20 protein-coding genes are annotated in these 22,743 nt (G+C 69.2%); 8 read left to right on the forward strand and 12 right to left on the reverse strand.

The annotated features are described in order from the left end of the window. Positions 1-2 precede the first annotated feature (2 nt). The 4 genes from FB390_RS12745 to FB390_RS12760 all read left to right on the forward strand — a co-directional run bounded on the left by FB390_RS12745 (position 3) and on the right by FB390_RS12760 (position 3,074). A complete protein-coding gene (locus FB390_RS12745) occupies positions 3-1,247 on the forward strand; it encodes a uroporphyrinogen-III synthase (RefSeq protein WP_141809141.1) in 1,245 nt (414 codons plus the stop codon). Next, a complete protein-coding gene (locus FB390_RS12750) occupies positions 1,244-2,014 on the forward strand; it encodes a sirohydrochlorin chelatase (RefSeq protein ID WP_141809142.1) in 771 nt (256 codons plus the stop codon). Before FB390_RS12745 ends, FB390_RS12750 begins: the two co-directional genes overlap by 4 nt. A gap of 53 nt (positions 2,015-2,067) precedes the next feature. Beyond that, the gene (locus FB390_RS12755) at positions 2,068-2,403 is read left to right on the forward strand and encodes a TfoX/Sxy family protein (RefSeq protein WP_141809143.1); all 336 of its coding nucleotides are present in this window, start codon (positions 2,068-2,070) and stop codon (positions 2,401-2,403) included. A 224-nt stretch (positions 2,404-2,627) separates the two neighbouring features. Further along, complete coding sequence (locus tag FB390_RS12760) at positions 2,628-3,074, forward strand: cupin domain-containing protein (protein ID WP_141809144.1); 447 nt, start codon at positions 2,628-2,630, stop codon at positions 3,072-3,074. A 64-nt stretch (positions 3,075-3,138) separates the two neighbouring features. Here the strand turns inward: FB390_RS12760 and narI are convergent, their stop codons facing one another. Genes narI through FB390_RS12780 form a run of 4 tightly spaced genes read right to left on the reverse strand, consistent with a single transcriptional unit; the run spans position 3,139 to position 10,136 of the window. Then, entirely contained in the window at positions 3,139-3,897 is a 759-nt protein-coding gene (narI, locus tag FB390_RS12765; protein ID WP_141809145.1) for a respiratory nitrate reductase subunit gamma, read from the reverse strand. After that, positions 3,894-4,574, reverse strand: a complete 681-nt coding sequence (gene narJ / locus FB390_RS12770; protein WP_141809146.1) for a nitrate reductase molybdenum cofactor assembly chaperone — start codon at positions 4,572-4,574, stop codon at positions 3,894-3,896. Before narJ ends, narI begins: the two co-directional genes overlap by 4 nt. Continuing rightward, entirely contained in the window at positions 4,571-6,370 is a 1,800-nt protein-coding gene (gene narH, locus FB390_RS12775; protein WP_246124283.1) for a nitrate reductase subunit beta, read from the reverse strand. Before narH ends, narJ begins: the two co-directional genes overlap by 4 nt. A gap of 10 nt (positions 6,371-6,380) precedes the next feature. After that, positions 6,381-10,136 carry a nitrate reductase subunit alpha gene (locus tag FB390_RS12780; RefSeq protein ID WP_141809148.1) on the reverse strand — a complete coding sequence of 1,252 codons (3,756 nt, stop codon included), beginning with the start codon at positions 10,134-10,136 and terminating at the stop codon, positions 6,381-6,383. Positions 10,137-10,644: 508 nt separating this feature from the next. On the opposite strand from FB390_RS12780, the gene FB390_RS34845 reads away from it, so the two are divergent. From FB390_RS34845 to FB390_RS12795, 3 genes are all read left to right on the forward strand, one after another. Beyond that, the gene (locus FB390_RS34845; RefSeq protein ID WP_141809149.1) at positions 10,645-10,866 is read left to right on the forward strand and encodes a YdeI/OmpD-associated family protein; all 222 of its coding nucleotides are present in this window, start codon (positions 10,645-10,647) and stop codon (positions 10,864-10,866) included. A 429-nt stretch (positions 10,867-11,295) separates the two neighbouring features. Then, positions 11,296-12,141 carry a helix-turn-helix transcriptional regulator gene (locus FB390_RS12790; RefSeq protein ID WP_141809150.1) on the forward strand — a complete coding sequence of 282 codons (846 nt, stop codon included), beginning with the start codon at positions 11,296-11,298 and terminating at the stop codon, positions 12,139-12,141. Positions 12,142-12,569: 428 nt separating this feature from the next. Beyond that, a complete protein-coding gene (locus FB390_RS12795; protein WP_141809151.1) occupies positions 12,570-13,511 on the forward strand; it encodes a hypothetical protein in 942 nt (313 codons plus the stop codon). 67 nt (positions 13,512-13,578) lie between these two features. On the opposite strand, the gene mtnC is transcribed toward FB390_RS12795, so the two are convergent. The 5 genes from mtnC to FB390_RS12820 form a co-directional block, all read right to left on the reverse strand. After that, positions 13,579-14,262, reverse strand: a complete 684-nt coding sequence (gene mtnC, locus FB390_RS12800; RefSeq protein WP_141809152.1) for an acireductone synthase — start codon at positions 14,260-14,262, stop codon at positions 13,579-13,581. Further along, positions 14,259-14,834, reverse strand: coding sequence for a 1,2-dihydroxy-3-keto-5-methylthiopentene dioxygenase (locus tag FB390_RS12805; RefSeq protein ID WP_141809153.1), 576 nt, complete (start codon positions 14,832-14,834; stop codon positions 14,259-14,261). The genes mtnC and FB390_RS12805 overlap by 4 nt, the downstream gene beginning before the upstream one ends. Continuing rightward, entirely contained in the window at positions 14,831-16,498 is a 1,668-nt protein-coding gene (mtnA, locus tag FB390_RS12810) for an S-methyl-5-thioribose-1-phosphate isomerase (protein ID WP_141809154.1), read from the reverse strand. The genes FB390_RS12805 and mtnA overlap by 4 nt, the downstream gene beginning before the upstream one ends. Positions 16,499-16,577: 79 nt before the next feature. Then, the gene (locus FB390_RS12815) at positions 16,578-16,925 is read right to left on the reverse strand and encodes a DUF1330 domain-containing protein (protein WP_141809155.1); all 348 of its coding nucleotides are present in this window, start codon (positions 16,923-16,925) and stop codon (positions 16,578-16,580) included. A gap of 129 nt (positions 16,926-17,054) precedes the next feature. Continuing rightward, entirely contained in the window at positions 17,055-19,367 is a 2,313-nt protein-coding gene (locus tag FB390_RS12820) for an arylsulfatase (RefSeq protein ID WP_141809156.1), read from the reverse strand. A 170-nt stretch (positions 19,368-19,537) separates the two neighbouring features. Here FB390_RS12820 and FB390_RS12825 point away from each other — a divergent pair, with 170 nt between their 5' ends. Then, the gene (locus tag FB390_RS12825; RefSeq protein ID WP_141809157.1) at positions 19,538-19,720 is read left to right on the forward strand and encodes a hypothetical protein; all 183 of its coding nucleotides are present in this window, start codon (positions 19,538-19,540) and stop codon (positions 19,718-19,720) included. 92 nt (positions 19,721-19,812) lie between these two features. Here FB390_RS12825 and FB390_RS12830 read toward each other — a convergent pair whose 3' ends face one another. From FB390_RS12830 to FB390_RS12840, 3 genes are all read right to left on the reverse strand, one after another. Then, the gene (locus FB390_RS12830; RefSeq protein WP_141809158.1) at positions 19,813-21,552 is read right to left on the reverse strand and encodes an NTP transferase domain-containing protein; all 1,740 of its coding nucleotides are present in this window, start codon (positions 21,550-21,552) and stop codon (positions 19,813-19,815) included. A gap of 101 nt (positions 21,553-21,653) precedes the next feature. Beyond that, on the reverse strand, positions 21,654-22,403 hold the full coding sequence (locus FB390_RS12835) for a VOC family protein (protein WP_141809159.1): 750 nt from the start codon (positions 22,401-22,403) through the stop codon (positions 21,654-21,656). 9 nt (positions 22,404-22,412) lie between these two features. Further along, a complete protein-coding gene (locus tag FB390_RS12840; RefSeq protein WP_141809160.1) occupies positions 22,413-22,733 on the reverse strand; it encodes an MGMT family protein in 321 nt (106 codons plus the stop codon). Positions 22,734-22,743: the final 10 nt, after the last annotated feature.

The following is a 22,743-nucleotide window of genomic DNA, read 5'->3' on the forward strand; positions in this document are numbered from 1 at the left end:
CTATGACGACAACTGAAGCGGGCGCCTGTCTCGCCGGATTCACGGTCGGGATCACGGCGGCGCGGCGAGCCGAGGAGTTCGCCACCCTGCTCACCAGGAGGGGCGCCACCATCGTCACGGCGCCCGCCATCCGGATCATTCCGCTGGCCGACGACACCGAATTGGAGCGCGTAACAAGGACTTTGGTCGCCCAGCCGCCGCAGATCACCGTCGCCACCACCGGCATCGGTTTCCGCGGCTGGATGGAGGCGGCCGAAGGCTGGGGGCTGGCCGAGGAGTTGCGCAGCACGCTGGCCGCCACCCGCATGCTGGCGCGCGGCCCGAAGGCCAAGGGCGCCATCCGCGCCGCCGAACTGCGCGAGGAATGGTCGCCCGCCTCCGAGTCGTCGGCCGAGGTGCTCGATCACCTGCTCGCCGAGGGCGTGGAGGGCGTGCGCATCGCCGTGCAGCTGCACGGCGCCACCACCGAGTGGGAGCCGGTACCGGACTTCTGCGAGGTATTGCGTTGCGCCGGAGCGGATGTCGTTCCGGTGCCGGTGTACCGCTGGACGCCGCCCGCCGATCAGGGCCCGATGGACCAGCTGATCGAGGCGATCGTCACCGCGAGCCTGGACTGCGTGACCTTCACCAGCGCGCCCGCCGTGGCGTCGATGTTGATGCGCGCCAAGGAAACCGGTCTGCTGGAGGGCGTGCTGCACGCCCTGCGCGGCCGGGTGCTCGCGGCCTGCGTCGGTCCGATCACCGCGGCGCCGCTGGAAGAGCTCGGCGTGCCGACCTCGATGCCGGGGCGTGCGCGACTCGGCGCGCTGGCCAGGCACGTGGCCGAGGAATTGCCCCGGCGCGCCAACCGGATTCAGGCCGCCGGACACAACATCAGTGTGCGCGGCGCGTGTGTCGTCGTGGACGGCCAGGTGCGTCAGCTCGCGCCGGCGCCGATGGCGCTGATGCGTTCGCTGGCCCGCCAGCCCGGTCGGGTGGTGTCCCGCGAGGACCTGCTCTCCGCGCTGCCCGGCGGCGGTGACGACACGCACGCCGTGGAGACCGCGATCGCCAGGCTGCGCGCCGGGCTCGGCACGCCGAAGGCGATCCAGACCGTGGTCAAGCGCGGTTACCGGCTCGCCTTGGACGCCGCCGAGTGCACCGACAACAATCCGCGCCAGGTGCCGCAAGCGCGGCCGCAGGTGCCCGGTGTCGGCGCGCCCATGCGTGCTCCCAAGTACGCTCCGCAACCGATGGGGAGCTGGTGAGCACCCCCGCCCTGGTGCTGGTGGCGCACGGCACCCGAAGCACCAGGGGCGTGGAGATGATCGCGGCTCTGGCCGAGGCGGTCTCCCGTGAACTCGGTGCGGTCTCGGAAACGGTCGCCGCGATTTCGGGGCGCGGCGACCGTACCGACGCGCCCGTGGTGCGCACCGCCTTCGTCGACGTGCTCGGCCCGTCGCCGTCGGAGGTGTTGCGCGATCTGAACGCTGCGGCGGAATCCGTTCCCGCCGTGGTGGTCCCGGCGTTCCTCGCCTCCGGCTACCACGTCTACCAAGACGTGCCGCGCGAGGTCGCCGAGAGCGGGCACGACGCGGTGGCCGTCACCGCGGCCATGGGGCCGGATCCGGCGCTGGCCAGGATCATGGCGATGCGGTTGCGCGCGGCGGGCTGGCGGCGCGGTGACGCGGTCGTGTTCGCGGCGGCGGGTTCCTCGGATGCCCGTGCCCGGCAGGATGTCCGGCGTGCGGCCGCGATGCTGGCCGAGCACCTCGGTGCGCCGGTGCGCATCGGTTACGTCGCCACGGGTGCGCCGCGCGTCCCGGAAGTCGTCGCCGATCTGCGTGCCTCCGGTGCGCGGCGGGTCTTCGTCGCGTCCTATCTGCTGGCGCACGGGTTGTTCCAGCAGCGGCTGCACGACGCGGGCGCGGACGGTGTGGCGGAGCCCATCGGCGTGCATCCCGCGGTCGTCCGGCTCATCGCGGATCGTTATCGCGCGGCCGTGCGGGAAATGGTCGATACACGCGTACGTTGAACGCCCTCGGTCCGAGCTTTCGCGGCTCGGTGCCGGGGTCCACACTGTGACCCATGGCATACGACGAGAAGCTGGCAGAGCGGATCCGCGATCTCATCGAACCCGGTCCGCAGGTGGTCGAGAAGAAGATGTTCGGCGGTCTCGCCTTCCTCGTCGACGGCAACATGGCGGTGTCGGCCATTCGCGACGGTGGCCTGCTCGTCCGCGTCGACCCGGCCGAGGCGGAGGATCTGATCGACGGCGAATCCGTCTCGACCATGACCATGGGGGGCCGCGAAATGCGCGGCTGGCTGCGCGTCACCCCCACCGCCCTGCACGACGAATCCGCCCTGCGCGCCTGGATCGCCCGCGGCGTCACCTACGCCCGGTCCCTCCCACCCAAGCGCTGAGTGCCCGCCAGATCGACGGGAGTCGAATGGTGGCTTACCAAGATCAATTCACCACCATATGACTACCGTCGTATTCATTTCTCTATCGACGGGAGAGAAATGGTGAAAGGCCCCTGAACAACGCGAGAGACCAAAAGTCCGCCGGTTGCCGATCGAATCGGACAGTACGGACGGATTCGTCGTCGACCCTTCCCGGCCGTCGCACACAGCGATACGCTGCGCCGATGACGCCCATTGTGCGCGGAGCGGTCGTTGCGGCGATGGTCGGCGGGTCGCTGGTCGGTGGGGTGCGGGCGGAGGCGACGCCCGGGTCGGAGATCACGGCGGTCACCCTCGGGCAGGCGCAGATTCCGGCCGGATTGTTGCCGTTCGTCGCAGGAACCGATCTGGTGGTTCGCGAGATCACCATCGGCCCCGGCGGTTCGACCGGCTGGCACTACCACGACGGCCCGGTCTTCGGCTTCATCCGCTCCGGAACCCTCACCCACCCCGGCCCGGATTGTGTTGCGCCGGTCTACCGCACGGGCGACTTCATCTACGAACCCGCAGGCGAGTGGAACGTCCACATCGGCCAGAACCTCGGCCCCGACCCCCTTGTCCTCGACGTCGTCTACGCCCCTCCAACAGGCGCCCCCCTCTTCCAAGACGCCCCCGCCCCACCCTGCGCCTGAGAGCGGAGGACTCACCGCATCGAACGAACTCGCCCCCACCGAGAGTCGGTGGGGGCGAGGGGGTTCAGCGCCAGCGTTCCGGGGTGACCGGGGCGTCCCAGGCGCGGGCGTAGCGGCGGGAGTCGGTGGCGTTGGGTTGTTTGTGGCGGTAGACGATGTAGGGGCGGGTGAGGTAGCCGATGGGGGCGCTGAACATGTGGACCAGGCGGGTGTAGGGCCACAGGGCGACCAGGACGAGGACGACCAGCCCGTGCAGCTGGAACGGCCACGGGGTGTCGACCATCAGCTCCGGTTGCGGGTTCAGGGTGAACAGGCTGCGGAACCAGGGGGAGACGGTCTCGCGGTAGTTGTAGGTGCCGAACAGCAGGTTGGCGCCCCAGGTGTTGGTCAGGCCGGTCACCAGCGCGGCGGTGAGCAGGGCGTACATCAGCTTGTCGTTGGCGGTGGTCGCTTTGCGCACCGCGGGCACCGTGAACCGGCGGTACAGCAAAATGCCGACACCGGCCAGCACGGAGAGCCCGGCCACCGAACCGGCGCCGACGGCGATCAGGTGATAGGTGTGATCACTGATGCCGACCGCCGCGGTCCACGATTCCGGAATCAGCACGCCGAGCACATGCCCGAAGAACACCCCGAGCATGCCGAAGTGGAACAGCGGGCTGCCCAGCCGAAGCAGCCTGCTCTCGTAGATCTGCGAGGAGCGGGTGGTCCAGCCGAACTGATCGTTGCGGTAGCGCCAGATGTGGCCGAGCACGAACGAGGTGAACGCGACGTACGGCAGGATCAGCCACAACTCGACGGGCAGGTGCGGGACGGCGTTCATCGACGGCCTTCCGATTGAGCGAACATCGTGGGGTCCATGGCGAAGGGCTCCAGGCCGACCTCTTCCTCCGGCGGACCTTCGGCCGCGAGCTCGGCGATGCGCCGCCGATCGGCCGTGGTGAGCGGCGGCAGCGTGGCCACCACCGCGGCCAGCGCACCCGTGTAGGGAGAACCACTGTCGGACAGCGAGAGTCGCAGCAGCTCGATGACCGGCAGGTGCTCGCCGAGCAGTCGCTCGCCGCCGATCGGGTCCACCGTCGCGGCGAATTCGAGCAGCACGGGCAGATGGTCGGGCAGTTCCTGATCGCCCAGTTCCACCCCGGCGTGCCGGTAGGCGTGCTTGAAACGCAGCAGCGCCATGCCCCGCTTGCGGGTGTCGCCGTAGGCGTAGAACGTCAGGTGCAGGCTGGCGCGCCGCCGCATGTCGAAGGTCGCGACGTAGTCCGCGGCCAGATCGATCGGCGGTGTCGTGCGCAGGTGGGTCAGCAGACCGGCCAGCTGCGGGCGCACCTCGTCCGGCAATTGTTCTGCGGCACCGGACAATTCGTCCAGCATGGCCAGCAGGTCACGGCCGGGGTAGTCCAGCAGCAGCGCGGCGAGCCGCCACACCAGGCGGCGGTCGCGCTCCGCCATCCGCACGGCGGGCTCGGGCCGCCGGCGCAGCTTCAGCAAACTCATCTGGCGGCCCCGCTCGATGCCGCGGTCACGTCCCCGGTGGACGAACCGCTCCCGGCAGCGCCGTTGCTGCCGTTAGCGGCCCCTACCGCGGCAGCGCCGTTGCTGCCGTTCGCCTCTGCGCCATTGGGCTCGGTGCCGTTGGCCGAGCCGTTCTGCGCAGCTTTCTCGGACCCAGCGCCGTTGGATTCAGCGCCGTTGGTCCCGGCTCCATTGCTGGACGGAATCAAACCCTTGGTGCTCTTCCCGTCCCAATTGAGCAGATTGATCCGGTTCGACTTCTCCTCCGGCGCGGCGCCGTTGGTGTCGGTCAGATGGAACTTCTCCACCATCTGATCGAACGCGGTCATACCGGGCCCGCCGTCGGTGTCCAGACTGCATCCGGTCGCGAGCGAATCCAGTTCGTGCGCCTGCGAAGTCGCGCCCTGCGGGATCACGTAGCGGTGCTCGTACTTCGCGATGGCGAGCAGCCGGTAGAGCGCCTCGATCTCCTCGGGCTCCAGCCGCACCGACGGCGCGATCGAGGGATCCGGCTCCTCACCGAGGTTCACCGACCGCATGAAAGACCGCATGGCGGCCAGCCTTTGCAGCGACGCGCGCACCGGACCGAGCTCACCCGCGGTGAACAGCTCCGCCAGGTACTCCACCGGAATGCGCAGCGCGTCGATGGCGCCGAACAGGTTCGCGTGGTTCTCCCCGTCGTGCCCGGTCTCGGTGAGCACGTCCACCACCGGCGAGAGCGGCGGCACGTACCAGACCATCGGCATGGTCCGGTATTCCGGGTGCAGCGGCAGCGCGATCTGGTAGTCGACGATCAGCTTGTAGACGGGCGAATCCTGCGCCGCCTGAATCCATTCCGGCGAGATGCCGGCGCGCTCGGCCTCCGCGACCACCCGCGGGTCGTGCGGGTTGAGGAAGACGCCGAGCTGCGAGGGGTACAGGTCCTTGGTGTCGGTGACCGACGCCGCCTCGAGCACCTTGTCCGCGTCGTAGAGCATGACGCCGATGTAGCGCAGCCGCCCCACGCAGGTCTCCGAGCACACCGTCGGCATGCCGACCTCGACGCGCGGGTAGCAGAAGGTGCACTTCTCCGCCTTGCCCGTCTTGTGGTTGAAGTAGATCTTCTTGTAGGGGCAGCCGGTGATGCACTGCCGCCAGCCGCGGCACTTGTCCTGGTCGACCAGCACGATGCCGTCCTCGGCGCGCTTGTAGATCGCGCCGGAGGGGCAGGACGCCGCGCACGACGGGTTCAGGCAGTGCTCGCAGATGCGCGGCAGGTAGAACATGAAGGTCTCTTCGAACTCCAGTTTCACCTTGTCCGAGAGCTTGTTCAGCAGCGGGTCCTTGCCCACCTGCTCGGGGCCGGAGCCGAGGTCGTCGTCCCAGTTCGCGCCCCAGGTAACCTTCGTGTCCTCGCCGGTGATCAGCGATTTCGGCCGCGCGACCGGTGTGGTGTCGATGGCGGGGGAGGACAGCAGGTTGTCGTAGTCGTAGCTCCACGGGTCGTAGTAGTCCGACACGGTGGGCAGGTCCGGGTTGGCGAAGATGTTGAGCAGCCGCTTCATTCGCGAACCGGACTTCAGGGTCAGCTTGCCGCGCTTGGTGAGCGTCCAGCCGCCCTTCCACTTCTCCTGGTCCTGGTACTGACGCGGATAACCCTGTCCGGGACGCGTTTCCACGTTGTTGAACCAGACGTACTCGGTGCCGCCGCGGTTGGTCCACGCCTGCTTGCAGGTGACGCTGCAGGTGTGGCAGCCGATGCACTTGTCCAGGTTCATCACCATGGCGAGCTGTGCCATGACACGCATATCAGTACTCCACCTTCTGCGACCGCTTGCGAATAGTCGTCACTTCGTCGCGCTGATTTCCGGTGGGGCCGTGGTAGTTCAGCGCGAAGGACTGCTGCGCGTACCCGCCGATAAGATGCGAGGGCTTGATCATGATCCGGGTGAGCGCGTTGTGGATGCCGCCGCGCTTGCCGCGCGCGTCGTTCACCTCGGGGGTGCCCTCGATGCGCGGCACATCCACCGCGCGGTCCTGCGCGTGGTACATGAACACGGTGCCTTCCGGCATGCGGTGCGAGACGATGGCGCGCGCGACGACGATGCCGTTGCGGTTGATCGCCTCGATCCAATCGTTGTCGGCCACACCGATCTTCGCGGCGTCCTTGTCCGACATCCAGATCGACTGACCGCCGCGCGAGAGCGTCAGCATGTGCAGGTTGTCCTGGTAGGCGGAGTGGATCGACCACTTCGAGTGCGGCGTCAGATACCGCACGGTCACGCCCTTCTCGGTCACCGAACCCACGCCGGGCTCGCTGAACAGTGCGGTCATGTCCAACGGCGGCCGGAAGATCGGCAGCTGCTCGCCGAGCTCGATCATCCAGTCGTGGTCGAGGTAGAAGTGCTGGCGTCCGGTGAGGGTGTGCCAGGGCTTGAGCCGTTCGGTGTTGATGGTGAACGGCGAGTACCTGCGTCCGCCGGTCTCGCTGCCGGACCACTCCGGCGAGGTGATCACCGGCACGGGCCGAGCCTGGGTGTCGGCGAAGGTGATTCGCTTGCCCTCGTGCTCGGCGGCCAGGTCGGCCAGCTTCGTGCCGGTGCGGCGCTCCAGCTCCTCGAAGCCTTCCACGGCGAGGCGGCCATTGGTGGTACCGGACAGCGCCAGGATGGCCTCGGCCGCGTGGGTGTCCTTGGCCAGCGACGGACGGCCCTGCGCCACACCGGAAACCACGGTACCGTTCATGCCCGCCAGGTACTCCACCTCGGCGTTCGGGTGGGTGGTCACGCCCTTGGTTGTGACGCCGAGGGTGTCGACCAGCGGTCCGAGCGCGGCCATCTTCTCGGCCACCTTCGGGTAGTCGCGCTCGACGACCACCAGCTTCGGCATGGTCTTGCCTGGAATCGGTTCGCAGTCACCGGCTTTCCAGTCCAGCACCCGGCCGCCCGCTTGCGCCATGGCATCCGCCGAGTCGTGCTGCAACGGCACCGCGACGATGTCCTTGCGCTTGCCGAGGTGCTTCTCGGCCATCCAGGAGAAGCCGCGGGCGATCCGGTGGAACGCCTCGAAATCGGTCTTGGCCTCCCACGGCGGAGAGATGGCCGGGGAGAACGCGTGCACGAACGGGTGCATGTCGGTGGAGGAGAGATCGTGCTTCTCGTACCAGGTGGCCGCTGGCAGCACGATGTCGGAGAACAGCGTGGTGCTCGTCATCCGGAAGTCCAGGGAGAGCAGCAGATCCAGCTTTCCGGTCGCCGCCTCGTCGCGCCAGACCAGCTCCTGCGGTCGCACCCCGGCCGCCTCGCCCGCCTGCAGGTTGGAGTCCGCGCCGAGCAGGTGCTTGTGGAAGTACTCGTTGCCCTTGCCGGAGGAGCCCAGCAGGTTGGCCCGCCAAACGGTCAGGCAGCGCGGGAAGTTCTCCGGCGCGTCGGGGTCCTCGCAGGCGAAGCGCAGGTCTTCCGACTTCAGCCCGGCCACCACGTGTTCGGCGGGGGTGGTGCCCGCCGCCTCGGCCTCGTCCACGAGATCGAGCGGGTTGCGGTTGAAGGTCGGGTAGCTCGGCATCCAGCCGAGCCTGCTGGCCAGCGCGATGTTGTCGGCCGCCGTGCGGCCCTCGAACGCGCCCTTGCCGAGCGGCGAGGCGAACGACTCGGCGGTGAACGGGTCGTAGCGCCACTGATCGTTGGTCAGGTACCAGAACACGGTGCCCTGCATCTGGCGCGGCGGACGCTGCCAGTCCAGGCCGAAAGCCAAAGTGGCCCAACCGGTCACCGGACGGCACTTCTCCTGGCCGACGTAATGCGCCCAGCCGCCGCCGTTCACGCCCTGGCAGCCGGTGAGCAGCGTCAGGGTGAAGAAGGCGCGGTAGATCTGGTCGGAGTGGAACCAGTGGTTGGTGCCCGCGCCCATCAGGATCATCGAGCGACCGCCGGAACGGTCGGCGTTGTCGGCGAATTCGCGCGCGATGCGCTCGGCCTGCTTGGCCGGGACGCCGGTGATGGTCTCCTGCCAGGCGGGCGTGTAGGGGGTGGAGGCGTCGTCGTAGCCGGTCGGCCATTCACCGGGCAGTCCGTCGCGCCCGACGCCGTACTGGGCGAGCAGCAGGTCGAACACGGTCGTCACGCGCTTGCCCGCGACGGTCACTGTCGGCACGCCGCGCAGCAGCACGCCCGCCTTGTCGGTGTCGAAGCGCGGCAGCCGCACCGCGACGGGCTTGTTGTCCCGCGCGCCATACAGACTCAGCAGCGGGTCGACCCCGCCCAGGTCGAGGTTCCACTTGCCCGCGTCGCCCTCGGTGAAGCGGTGGCCGAGAGAACCGTTGGGCACCACCGGGTTTCCCGCGTCGTCGAGCAGTACGGGCTTGTGCTCCGCGCCCTCGGCGGTCTCGCCGAGATCGGCGGCGGTGAGGAACTTGCCCGCCAGCGCGCCGTCGTGGTGGTACACGCCCTCGGCGTCCCAGCCCTCCGGGTCGTCCAGGCAGACCAGGTACGGCAGATCGGTGTAGCGCTTGACGTAGTCGAGGAACCGCGGGGTGTCGCGCTGGAGGAAGAACTCCTTCAGGATCACGTGTCCCATCGACATGGCAAGCGCCGCATCGGTTCCCGGCCGCGCGGGCACCCACTCGTCGGCGAACTTGGTGTTGTCGGCGTAGTCGGGGGAGACGACGACAACCTTCTGGCCGCGGTAGCGGGCCTCGGTCATGTAGTGCGCGTCCGGGGTCCTGGTGACGGGCACGTTGGAGCCCCACATGATCAGGTAGCCCGCGTCGAACCAGTCGGCCGATTCCGGCACGTCGGTCTGGTCGCCGAACACCTGCGGCGAGGCGACGGGCAGGTCGGCGTACCAGTCGTAGAACGACAGCATCGACCCGCCGAGCAGCGAGATGAACCGGGCCCCGACGGCGTGGCTGACCATCGACATGGCCGGAATGGGCGAGAAGCCCGCGACCCGGTCGGGCCCGTAGCGCTTGATGGTGTGCACGTGCGCGGCGGCGGCGATCTCGGCGGCCTCCCACCACTCGGCGCGCACGAAACCGCCCTTGCCGCGGGCGGATTTGTACTGCTTGGCCTTCGCCGGGTCCTCCACGATGGATTCCCAGGCCAGCACGGGATCCTTGAGCCGGGTCTTGGCCTCGCGGTAGAGCTCCAGCAGCGCGCCGCGCACGTACGGGTAGCGCACCCGTGCGGGCGAGTAGGTGTACCAGGAGAACGACGCGCCGCGCGGGCAGCCGCGCGGTTCGTACTCGGGCTTGTCCGAGCCGACCGAGGGGTAGTCGGTCTGCTGCGACTCCCAGGTGATCACGCCGTCCTTGACGTAGATCTTCCATGAGCACGAGCCAGTGCAGTTCACGCCGTGCGTGGAGCGCACCACTTTGTCGTGCGCCCAGCGGTCGCGATAGAAATCGTCGGCGCCGCGGCCGCCTACTTTGTGCAGGCTGCGCTGGTCCGAGGAGACCTCGCCGCGCTGAAAGTATTTGCCCAGCCGGAGTAATGCGTCACCGGCGTCGGAGGAAAGCGGGCCCGCCTGATCGGAGGGTGCCGAAACATGAGTGCGTGAGTTAACCACGACGCCCCCTTCGAGCTGTGAAATCGGGCTGTTGCACCGACTGTAAGGAGGTGGAGACGCGCGGCCAAACGATTCTCTCACAGCGCGCGGAGGCCATCGGTGAGTTGTGAGGTCGCGGCAACGTGCCGGTCACTGGACGGTTGCGATCGACCTTCGGTGACATTCACGTGACCTGGGCCGATGCGGGCTGACCGGCCGAAATGCGGCAGCGGGCAGGCGTTTCGGGGCCTTGCCGGTGAAGCTTTCGAAACCGGGGGTTCTCGGGCGGTTTACAATCGTTAACACAACTCGGCGGGGTTGCCGGGCCCGAATTGTGGCGCCGCCCACTGCCCACGTGGCTACCATGTCGAACCCCGATTCGTCCAGACCCGTCTGATTCGCCATTTGTTTGCCGCAAGTCGGCGGCCGTCCGGTGTGGCGCGTTCAGGCTGCGCGTACGCAGCGATTCGAGGCCGAGACCGTGCCTGGCGGCGGCGCGTGAATCACCCACACCGGCTCCATCGTCTCGATGGGCGGGCCGCCCGTGCCTCGAGATGTCGAAGGCGATCCGCGAGCAGCTCGGCAGAACCCCCGGCGACACCGTCGCGGTCACCGTGCGCCGCGGCACCGGAGACGGTCGCGGTGTCCGAGGACTTCGCGACGCCGTCAGCTCGTCGGCGCGATCGAGTCGGCCGAACGTCCGGAGACACGCGCGAAGCGAATCGGTGCGGTGGTCGCCGCGGCGGGGTGAGGCGCGTCGTCGAGCCGGCGGGCATTCTCGAATCGATTCGCCCAATTCTTTTGGGCGGCATCAGGCGCGACAAATGGGTACCGACCGGTCGGATATTGCGCCGTACGTGCGCGCATTCCAATAGTCGGCCGAGCGACCGCGGGCCCGCTGAGCAGGTGCTCGGCGTCGTGAATGGCGCTGGCGCAGGTGAGTTTACGCGCCAGGTGAGATAGCTGAAATGTAACTATGACACATGCGTGGTGCGGAATATAAAGAAGGTATATCAGTTAATATCGTCCGCTGTGGGCAACCGCTCGGATCGTCCACGATTGGAGCCGTGCACAACAGCATCGCGATCTTGGTGCTGCGAACGCGAGAGGTTCGGCAAAGCTGTCACTTGGAAGTAGCCAACTGGTTGGTACATCTACGGTTTCATAGGAGCGAATAGCTGTGTCACGCAAGTCGACCGAAGCCGGGCCGGGCGATCTCCTGCGACCGCCGACCTTCGGCGGGTTGTTGCGGAGGTTCCGCGACGACCGGCGGGTCTCCCGGGAAAAGCTGGCATTCGCAGCGGGGGTGAGTTCCAGCTACATCACGCACCTGGAGGGCGGCGACCGCGCCCACCCGACGAAAGTGGTGGTCGAAGCGCTCGTCGGTTACCTGCACCGGATCGCGCCGCTCTCCGACGCCGAGCGCAGACACCTGTTCGACCTGGCCGGGCTGTCGCACGCCTCGGCGCCGACGGTCGCCGAGTTGCGCGCCGGGATCACCCAGGACATGCGCGACGGCCTCGCGGTGCACGAGCCGAACGCGGCGGGTTATCTCGACACCAGGTGGAACGTCCTGTCCTGCAACGAGGCCTACGCCGCGGTCTTCCCCGGCCTTGTCGAGGACGTGAACATCCTCCGGTGGTTCTTCGGCAACGAGGTGTCCAAGCGGGTGATGGTCGAATGGGAGCGCGAGGCCGCGCTCACCGTGGACTGGCTGCGCGGACTCATCGGGCAGTCCGCGAGCGCCGACTGGTCCACCGAATTGCTCGCCGAACTCGGCCGGTATCCGGAATTCCGCCGGATGTGGGCGGCCGGGGGAACCGCATACGGCCGGGAAAGTCCGCAAATGCTGCTCCGGGATATCGAAACGGGGAAGCCGTTCAGCCTGGACGTGCAGCTGTACCGGGTGGATTCGGGAAGTCATCCCGGCCGGATTCAATTCTTCCTCGGTATCCGCACGCCCAGCCACCTTGCGCGGTCCGGCCTCGCGGGCCGCCCGGCGGTCAACGGCTCCCGAGGCGGGTAGTCCGGCGTAAAACAGAGTGGCAGCGCGGGTTTCGTGGAAAACGCACCGCGCGGTATCGCCCGGCGCGCGACCGTCGGCCCGTCGAGAAAGCGGCCCGCCGGGGTGGCGACGCGCTCGCTCGTGCGCGAAAACCGCTGGGGGAGAGCCTGTTCGGACGAAAGCCATGGGTGGACCTTACCGTGCGGGCTACGCTGTCGAAATGCGTTGCGGGAGATATGCCATACCCCGTTGCGGGTACCGGCTCGGCGGTACTTTCACTGGTCGGTGTGGGCACCTCACAGGGTGCGCGAGAAGTTCCACTTCGTCTGGACAACGGTTCGGGAAACGTATTTGATCCGTTTATCGGCGCGGTTGGGCAATTACTTGCGAGACTGTGCATCGATCTCGGAAGACAACGGATTGCGTGAACATTGCGGGAGTGAGTGCTCATGGTCGATGTCATCGGTTTGGTACCGCATATCTCGCTGGCGGCCGCGGCGAACTGCGCGAATGGAACGTTCGCGGTTTGCGGTGACGAGGGTCGCGCGCTGTGGTACGGACCGTTTCTCGACGGCGACGCCGATCATCCGCACGGCGATCGGTGCGCGGGCGCGATGGCGGCCGCGAACCGGGCGGTGTGGCTGGCCGGACGGGCTCGCGCGGACGCGGGCCACGCCGAGGCCACCCTGCACCTCACGGTGACCGAACCGGACATCGACATCGTCACCCTGGCCTGCACCGCGTCCATCTCCGGTCTCGTGCTCGACCTGATCTGCTCGGAAGACAATCCGGCGCTGGACTGGTGCCAGGTCTTCGGCGGCCTGGACTGGAATCCGGGCGCGCTGGTCAGTTTGATCGACGCCGAATCCCAGGAGCAGGCACCCGGCAGACATCTACGCGCCGTCGATACCTACAGGAACAACGACATCGAGGAAGGGTTGCCCATGATCCGCGACGCAGGAGACATCGGTTCGATCGGTGGGAAGCAGGCGGTCGACCTCGGCGTGGAGTTGCGCGCCGCGCTCGAGGCGCTGTTGCTGCACGACGCCGTCGGCCTCGATGCCAAGATGCGCCACGCGATCGCCGCGACCGTGCATCTCGCGGTGGACACCCCGCACGGCCCGCCGGAGGACGCCGAGGAGTTCCTCGGCAGGCTGGACGCGGGCTGGCTGCTCGCCGCGTGGGCCGGACACGACACCGAGATGTCGCTCATCGCCACCCTTGCCGCGGGTGACGTGCCCGCGCTGTCCTGGTGCGAGCTGATGTTCACCACCGCGCTCGCGCCGTGGTCGACCAGTCCCGTCGCGGTGCACGCGCGCCGGATCTTCGCGACCGTGCAGCACGGCCGCATCGGCGCGGTGCGTCCGCAGGTGCGCGCGTCCGGGGCCTGACACTCGGCGCACGGCGGAGCAAAGGTAGGCCGATCCGGATTCGGGCGGTAGGGCCCGATCCGGGAATTCAGGCGGGATCGATCTCGGCGAAAGAGCCGATCCACCGGTGCGGCGGCCGTGGCGGATTGGGTTCGCCGGGCCGGTGCACGCCGACGGCCGACCAGCCCGCCGCGACGGCCGCGTCGAGTTCGTCCGGGTGGTCCGAGAGGAACAGGATCTCGGCCGCGGGCACACCGATCGCGCCGGCGATCTCGGCGTAGGACGCGGCCTCGCGTTTCGGGCCCGCGGTGGACAGGTCGAAGTACCCGCTGATCAGCGAGCCGAGCTCGCCGCCGCGCGCGAAGTCGAACCAATCGCGCTGGTTGCGCACCGAACCCGAGGAGTACACATACAGCGTCAGCCCGGCGGCCTTCCAGTTCGCCAGGGCGGGCGCGACATCGGGGAAGAACTCGCCGTGCAGCGCCCCGCTGCGGAAACCCTCGTGGCAGATCAAGCCCTGCGCGGTCTTCAGCGGCTCGGCCTTGACGTCCGAGCCGAGCCAGCCGCGCAAGATCTCGGCCACCTCGGCGGTGTCCGCGTCCGGACGTCCGGCCAGTTCTCTCGTGCCCGCGAGGACCGGCGCAGCCGCGTCGGCGCCGTTGTCGGCGAGCCACTGCGGCAGCCGGTCCCTGGTGTAGCCGTACAGGTCCTCGCGCACGGAACTGGTCGGGCTCGTGGTGCCCTCGATGTCGAGGACGATCGCGCTGGTCACGAGGCGGTGAGCAGTTCGTCGAGGGTGGGGAAGCCCTCGCTGATCCGGTCGCCGGTGAAGTCGCCGACCCAGCCGTCCTCCTCCTCGAAGAAGCGGATCGCGATGAAATCGGGGCGGGTACCCATGTCGAACCAGTGCAGCGTGCCCGCCGGGACCGAGAGCAGATCGCCGCCCTCGCAGACCACCGCGAGGACCTCGTCGCCCAGGTGCAGGTAGAAGCAGCCGCGGCCGGCGGCGAAGTAGCGCACCTCGTCCTCGGCGTGCCGGTGCTCGTTCAGGAACTTCTCCCGTGCGCCCTTGGCGATGGCGGGCCACTCGGGATTCGCGTCGTCGGGGTGGATGCGCGCGATATCGATGTGCTTGTAGCGGCCGGAGGCGTTCAGCTCGGCGACCCGGTCGGCGTAGTGGGCGAGCAAGTCCTCGGAAGAGGTCGCGGCGGCCTCCGCGAGCGCGGGCCAGCGCTCGAACGCGATGCCGTGCGCCGCGAGTTCGGCGGCGATCACGGTGTCGTCGGTGGTCCGCACCCGCACGTCGGCGGCGTTGTCGGCGGCCATCACCTGGAGCAGGGTCATGTCAGTCCAATCTCGAGTGACTCGGCGGGCGTGGCGAAGGCGTGTCTGCGGCCGGTGCGAATCACCAGCTCGCACAGTGCCTCCAGGCATTCGGCGCGATCGCGCGCCCGGGAGAGATTCTCCCCCCAGGTGGTGATGCCGTGCCCGGCGATGCACAACACGGGTGGGACGGCGGGGTTGTCGCGGAGATAGCGTTCGATGTCGGCGCCGATGCGCGGGACGTCGCGCCAGTTGGGGAACACCGGGATATCGATCGCCGAAGGGTCGGCGGAACCGAGGCCCTTGATGAGTTCGAAATCGGTGATGCGCAGGGTGGTTTCGCGTTCGGCCGCGCCCGCCTCGGTCGCCAGCGCGGTCGCGTACGGCGAGTGCACGTGCACGACGGCTCCGGCGTCGGTGGTGCGATACACCGCGGTGTGAATGGTGGTCTCGGCGGACGGTTTACGCCGCTGGCCCGGCAGCGGGGCGGAGTCCTCGACGGCCACGGTCACCATGTCCCCGGGGGTCAGCTCGCCCTTCGACAGCCCGCTGCCGGTGACCACGGCGGTCGCGCCGTCGCGCACCGAGAGATTGCCCGCCGTGCCTGGCATCCAGCCGCGGCCGTAGAGTTCCTTCGCGATGTCGGCGAGTTCGGCGCGCGCGGCCGAAACAGGCTGTGTCGCTGCACTGTTCGTGCCGTGCACCACGCCGTTCTCGGTGACGACCGCCGTGACCAGCTCGCCCGGCGTCACGTCGAAGGCCGGGTTGAACACTTCGGTGTCCGCGGGAGCCGTTGCGACGCCGCCGAATCCGGTGACCTCGGCCGCGGCCCGCTCCTCGACGACGATGTCGCGGCCGGTGGCGGTGTTGGGGTCCCGCGTCGATTCCGGCGCCACCACGATGAACGGGATGCCGTGCCGGTGCGCGGCCAGGGCGACGGCGTAGGTGCCGATCTTGTTGGCCACATCGCCGTTGGCGGTGACCCGGTCCGCGCCGACCAGCACGCAGTCGACCTGGCCGGTGGCCATCGCCCACGCGGCGGCCGAATCGATGGTCAGCCGGTGCGGAATGCCCGCCTCGGCCAGCTCCCACGCCGTCAGCCGCGCGCCCTGCAGCAGCGGCCGGGTCTCGTCGACGAGCACGTTCTCGATCGCGCCGCGCTCGGCGAGTACCCGCAGCGTGCCGATCGCGGTGCCGAACGCGCTGGTCGCCAGGCGACCGGTGTTGCAGTGGGTGAGCACCCGCAGCGGGCGGTCCGCGCAGAGTCGCTGGACCAGGTCGGCGGCGTGCGTGGCGGCGGCCCGGTTGACGCGGCCGTCTTCGGCGAGCATGTCCAGGGTTTCGGCGAGCACCGCGTCGGCGCCCGCCGGGATGCGGGTGCGAACCCGTTCGACGGCCCAGGCAAGATTCACGGCGGTCGGTCGCGCGGCCGCGATGCGGTCGGCCTCGGCACGCACCCGCGCCTCGTCCACCACACCGTCGACGGTGTGCGCGGCGGTCGCGATGACCACGCCGAACGCGCCCGCGATCCCGATCGCCGGCGCGCCACGAATGGCGAGCGTCTTGATGGCCTCGATGATCTCGTCCACCGTGCCGAGGCGCAGCTCGCGCACCTCGTGCGGCAGCCCGCGCTGGTCGATGGTGACCAGCGCACCGTCGTCCCAGACCAGGGAACTGTCGTCCATCAGGCGCATCCTTTGTCGCGAAGAGCTGCATTCTGCCTGGTAAACGGTATCCGACCGGGCCGGGCCGCCGACAATCGGCTCAGCGCTCGGCGGACTCGGCGCGCAGCTTCGCGGCCCGTTCGCGAGGGTCGTAGTCCGGCCCGACGCCCTCGATGAGCACCAGGTCGCCGTCGATGTGATCGGCGCGCAGGCGCAAGATCGCCTGGTACTCGGGCGAGTGGTACCAAGCCCGCGCCCGCGCCAGATCCGGGAACTCGATCAGCACCATGCTGCCGGGCCACTCGCCTTCCACCACCTCTGCCGGTGGTCCGTGGATCACGAACCGGCCCTCGAACGGGTCGAGGGTGGCCTGGATGCGTTCCAGGTATTCCAAGATCTCCGGATGTGGACGGCGACTGCGCAGGTGGGCGAAGCCATACGCGGACATGATCGGTCCCTTCGACGCGGCGGGCCGCTGCGTGGTGAGCGGTGCGCCGAACGTATCGCCGCTCGTGCTCCCCGTCGATTACCTGAGAGGTAAGGGCCGAGCGCGGAAGATGCTGTGGTGCGGCGCTTCTCATTCGGCGACGAACTCTGCCTCGCGCTCCACGGCGTCGATCGTCTGCCGCGGCACCTGAGTCGGTCCGGGGGTGTAGGTGACAGCGCGCAGATCGCCGGTGTAGCGGAACGGGCCGCGGCGTTCGCGCAGGTCCCACGACACCGGCCCGCGCGCGTCCACGCCGACGGAGATGCCGGTCCACGGCGACATGCCCACCAGCTGCACCCGGTCGCGCAGTTCGGCGCTCGGGCCACCCGTGACCTCGACGTGGAAATCCCAGCGCAGCCTGGGCCGCACTGCGGCGGTGACGGTGATTCGCCGCACGCCGGGCGGGAGCGGTTCGGTGGCGGCCTCGGCGTAGTCGCCGTAGCTGTTGACGCCGAGCACGACCCGTCCGTCCTCGAGGTAGACCAGGTAGCCGCCGAGCGGATCGCCGTGCGCGACCAGCACGCCCTCGTCGCCGAGCCGGTAGCCGCCCAGCTCCACGGTGATCGCGAAGTCGCGGTAGGCGATCAACCTTTGCGAGCGGTAGCGCTCCAGTGTCGGAGTGCCCGGCAGCAAACGCACCGGCGCGGCGAAGCGGGCCTCCTCGGGCCGCCGGACGGCGAGATCCTGACGGGTGAACAGCGGAAAAACCGTGTTGGCCCAGGCCGATTCGTCCCACGCGGCGGCCAGCTCGGCCGCCTTCTCCGGATACCGCGCCGAAAGATCGTGCAGCTCGGTGGGATCCGCGCGGACGTCGAACAGCTGCCAGTTCGGCGCGTCGATGTCGGCGCCGGGTTCGTATAGCGACAGCAGCTTCCAGCCGTCCCGGTAGAAGCCGCGATGCCCGGTCATCTCCGAGTACTGCTCGGTGTGGCGGGTCCGCGCAGACGGGTCGCGCAGCAGCTCGGCGGCCGAGACGCCGTCGAAATCCTTGGCGGGCAGGCCGTTGCGCACGCTGGGCCGCGTCAGCTCGGCCAGCTCCAGCAGCGTCGGCGCCAAGTCGGTGACGTAGGCGTACTCGTGGCGGATCCCGTCGTCCGCCGCGGCGCGCGGCAGTCCCTTGGGCCACGAGACGAGCAGCGGCACCCGCACGCCGCCCGCGAAGGTCTGGCCTTTGTAGAAGCGGAACGGCGTGTTGGAGGCCTGGCCCCAGCCGCGCGGGTAGTGCACCCCGAGCCGTTCGGTGCCGATCAGCTCCTCGTCGTGCGGGACGTCGCCGATCCACTCGGGGTCGTCGATGTGCGCGAACTCGGCGAAATAGCTGCGGGTGCCCTCCGGTCCGCCCTCGGCGGTGCCGCCGTTGTCGGAGGTGAACACCACGATGGTGTTGTCCAGCTCGCCGAGCTGCTCGAGTGTGTCGAGGATGCGGCCGACGCTCTGGTCGATGCTGTCGACCATCGCGGCGTAGACCTCCATGTACCTGGCGAAGCGGCGGCGCTCGTCGTCGGTGAGCGAATCCCATTCGGCGGCTTCGTAACCCGGCTCGGTGTTGCGCGGCTTCTGCTCGGTGCCCGGCGGGAAGAGACCCGCGGCGAGCTGAGCGGCGAACCTGCTGCGGCGCAGTTCGTCCCAGCCCGTGGCGTAGCGGCCGCGATATTTGGCCAGGTCCTCCGGCTTGGCTTGGAGCGGGCCGTGCATGGCGACGTGGGCGAAGTAGAGGAAGAACGGTTTGGTCGCGTCGTGCGCGCGCAGATCCTTCAGGTACGAGATCGCCTTGTCGGTCAGATCGTCGGTGAGGTAGTAGCCCGCCGGGTACTCCTCGACGTCGACCACCGAGCTGTCGGACACCAGCTGATTCGGGTAGTAGAAGGAGTTCAGCCCCTCCAGCGAACCGTAGTACCGGTCGAACCCGCGCTGGGTCGGCCACGAATCGCGGTGCGCGGCCGGGTTCATCGTGGCGTCGCGCACCAGATGCCACTTGCCCACCGCGTAGGTGGCATACCCGTTGTGGCGCAGGATCTCCGGCAGGGTAAGCACGTCGTCGGCCAGCTCGAGCCGCAGTCCCGGGTAACCGGGGTCGGCGTTGGCGACGAAGCCGAAACCGGCTCGATGAGCGTTGATTCCGGTCAGCAGCGAGGCGCGGGAGGGCGAGCAGAGCGGCGTGGTGTGGTAGTTGGTGAGGCGAACGCCGGTGGCGGCCAGCCGATCCAGCGTCGGCGTCTCGATCTCGGAGCCGAACGGTCCGATGTCGCTGTATCCCATGTCGTCGACCAGCACCACGACGATGTTGGGCGCGCCCTGCGGCGCCGCGGGCGGGTAGGTCCACTCGGGCGTCGAGTCGGCAGTGGTGCGACCGACGGCGCCGCCGAAGGATTCGTAACCGCGCGCGGCGGATGGAACAGCCATCTTCTCAGTAGACGGCCGGAAAGCCGGGGCCGACCAGGGTTTGACGCGAGCTGCGCGGAACCCGTGCGCGGTAACGGCCGAATGAATTAATGAGCCCTACGAAAAGAAAACCGCGTCTGCCGGTTCCGCAGAAACCGGCAGACGCAGTTCGGAGTCGTTCAGTTCTGGCCGTGACGCCGGTCCTGCTCCCGCTGGTCTTCGGGCATCCGGTCTCGCCCAGCTCGATTCATGCCCCTCTGGTCCTGCTCCTGGCGCTGCTGTTGCTGCTGCCGGGGCATCTGCTTGGGCATTTTCTTAGGCGTTTTCTTCGACTTTTCAGCCATCTCCACTCGGTCCTTTCCGAAGTGATTTGATTTCGCCTAACGACAACACCATAGCGATCGCACATCACTCGAGGAAGGGAAAAGTGGAAATAGGTCGAGACGCCCCGGTAGGGGGCCGATTTTCAGAACGGCAGAAGTAGGAATTCCACGGAAATGCCGTCGGACGCCTCGGCGGGGACGACGACGAGCCCGTCGCGGTCGACGAGACCGCCCAAATGGGCTGTGCGCACCGTTGGATCGCCGATCCAGCCCCCGGTCGGGGCGATGCGGGCGGGCACGATGCGGGTGACCGGTCCCGACACGTCGGCGGCATTGTGCAGCGGACCGGTCAGCGGGCGGTCCGGGTGCGCGCCGGTGCGTCCGGCCACGATCGCGGGCGCGAGCGCGAGCAGCGTCGCGACGGCCGCGAACGGATTCCCGGGCAGTCCTAGAACCGTTGTCCCGCTGGGGGTTTCGGCGACGATGGTGGACCCGCCCGGACGTAGTCGCAGGCGGGGCACCAGCACCCGGGCCTCGGCGCGCGCGATCGCGCCACGCAGTTGATCCGCCGCGCCGCCACCCGTCGCGCCGACGATGACGAGCAGGTCGCAGTCGGTGGACGCGGCGAGGACCTCGTCGAAGCCGTTGGGTGTGTCGCGCAGGTGCACCCGGTCCACCGTCCGAATGCCCGATCCCGCAAGCAGATCCGGCAGGATCGGTCCGATCGAATCCCTGGTCTGGCCCGCGCGCAACGGGCCGTCGCTGCGGATCTCGTCTCCCGTCATCACGACGCGCGCGCGGACGGGCCCCCGCACCGCGGCCTCGGTGACCTCCACGCTGGCGGCGGCCGAGATCAGCGCGGCGGTCACCCGTGCGCCCTCCGGCGCGACCAGGTCGCCGGGCGAGCGATCCTCGCCGCGGCGGCGGATGTCCTCGCGGATCGGCGTCTCCGGCAGGCGGTGCAGGGTTTCGCCCGAGCCGACCCGGACGAACTCGTCACGGACCACGGCGGTGGTGCCGTCGGGCACGTGCGCGCCGGTGGCGATGCGCACCGCCTCACCCGGCAGCAGACCGACCGGACGCTGTCCGCCAGCGAAGCCGATGTCGCGGCGCAACCGCCACGGCCCCTCCCCGGCGACGGCGTACCCGTCCATCGCGGACACGTCGAAGCGAGGCAGCGCCTCGGCCGCGGTGAGCGGCGCGGCCAGCGCGGCGCCGCGCACGCTCGGCAGGTCCGTTCGGTAGACGGTGAGCCGGGTGAGGCCGTCGCGCAGCGTGTTTCGCGCCTCGTCGAGTGTCAGCGGCGTGGTGTCCGCGGCTCGGGCGCGGGCCTGGCGCACCTCGTCCTCGGTGTCGCAGTCGGCGATACCGGACAGGCCGACGATCACGGTGTCGGCGGGCACCAGCGCCTTCATCGGCTGGTTGATCAGCGAATCCAGTTCGGCCAGCGCGGCATTGAGCGCGGAGCGGCGCCAGACGCCGATCAGATATTGCGGGCGCCCGGACTCGTCCGCGGCGAACACCGCCTCGGCGCCGGATTCTGCTTCGTGCCTGAGCAATTCGGTGATCGTTCCCGGCGTCACGAAGGGCATGTCGGCGGCGAGCACCACGACCAGCGGCGCCCTGGAACCGGCGAGCGCGCGCAATCCCGCGTCGACCGCCGCCACGGGACCCGAGCCCGGCGGCACCTCGCGGACCTGCCGGATCTCCGGATTCAGTTCCGGCCGGTGCGGCCCGACGACGACGGTGCGCCCGCGGCCCGCGACCGCGGCGAGCGCCGCGTCCAGCATCGATCGCCCGCCGATCACGATCGCGGGTTTGTCGACCCCGCCCATGCGGCTGGCCCGCCCGCCCGCGAGCACGATCGCGTCGGCGGCCGTCACCGGATTGGCTCCGCACCGAGGTACACCATGTCCGAAATGCTAATTCGGGCGCGCCGCGGCCGGGGCACGCAGGCCGTCGCCGGGGCGATCCCGGTCGTGGCTCAGACGCGCGAGAGGTCGGTCGCCAGGCGCAGCAGACAGAACTCGTTGGCCTCGGGATCGGCCAGCACGGTGCCCGGGACGCCGCCGAACGCGCCCGCGTCGACCGGCGTGGCGCCCGCTTCGCGCAGCCGTGCCAGCTCGGCGGCGGGATCGTCGGTCGGGAACGCCGTCAGATCGAGGTGCAGCCGGTTGCGTCCCTGCTTGGTGTCCTGGTTGCGGACGAACTCCAGCCACGACCCGAGGCCCGTCGCCGAACGCAGACCCGCCACCTGGGCGCCGGAGTGCGCGATCGGCCAGCCCGAGGCGGTGGACCAGAACGCGGCGAGCCGCGCCGGATCCCGCGTGTCCACCACGATGGCCGCCACCGCGCCGGTGTCGACGTACTGCTCCCTCGGCTCGAGCACGCAGAACTCGTTGCCCTCGGGGTCGGCGAGCACCACCCACGGCACGCCGCCCTGTCCGATGTCGACGTGTCGCGCGCCGAGTGCCAGCGCCCGGTCCACCTGGACGCGCTGGTGGTCCAGCGAGCGGCTCGCCAGATCGAGGTGCAGACGGTTCTTGCCGCTCTTCGCGGTGTCCGCGGGCAGGAAGGTCAGTGCGATGTCGAGGCCGTCCGGGTCGGGCGCGGCGACGTCGACCTCGTCCGGCCGGTCGACGGTCACCGACCAGCCGAGCAGCTGAGCCCAGAACTCCGCGACGACGCGCGGCCGCTGCGCATCGAAGACGACACACGCCAGGCGGGTGGACATGATTCCACGTTAACTCCTTGGCGCATCCCGAACTTCGGGAAACCGGAAACGCGCCTCACGCAGATTCACCCTGCCGTCCTCGATCGGCACGTCCTCGGCGGCGAGCAGGCGCAACTGCCGGTCGGCCAGATGCGACGCGGGCTTGCCGCCCGCGCGGAGCACGCGGTGCCACGGCAGGTCGGCGGCGTCGGTGCGCATGATCCAGCCGACCGTGCGCGGAGTGGAGAGCCCCGCCGCCGCGGCGATGTCGCCGTAGGTGGCGACCATGCCGGGCGGAATGCTCGCGACGAGCTCGCGCACCAGTTCGATCTGCGCGTCGGAGGTCGGCATGGCTCCGCGC

It is taken from the genome of Nocardia bhagyanarayanae (genome assembly GCF_006716565.1).
GTDB lineage: Bacteria > Actinomycetota > Actinomycetes > Mycobacteriales > Mycobacteriaceae > Nocardia > Nocardia bhagyanarayanae.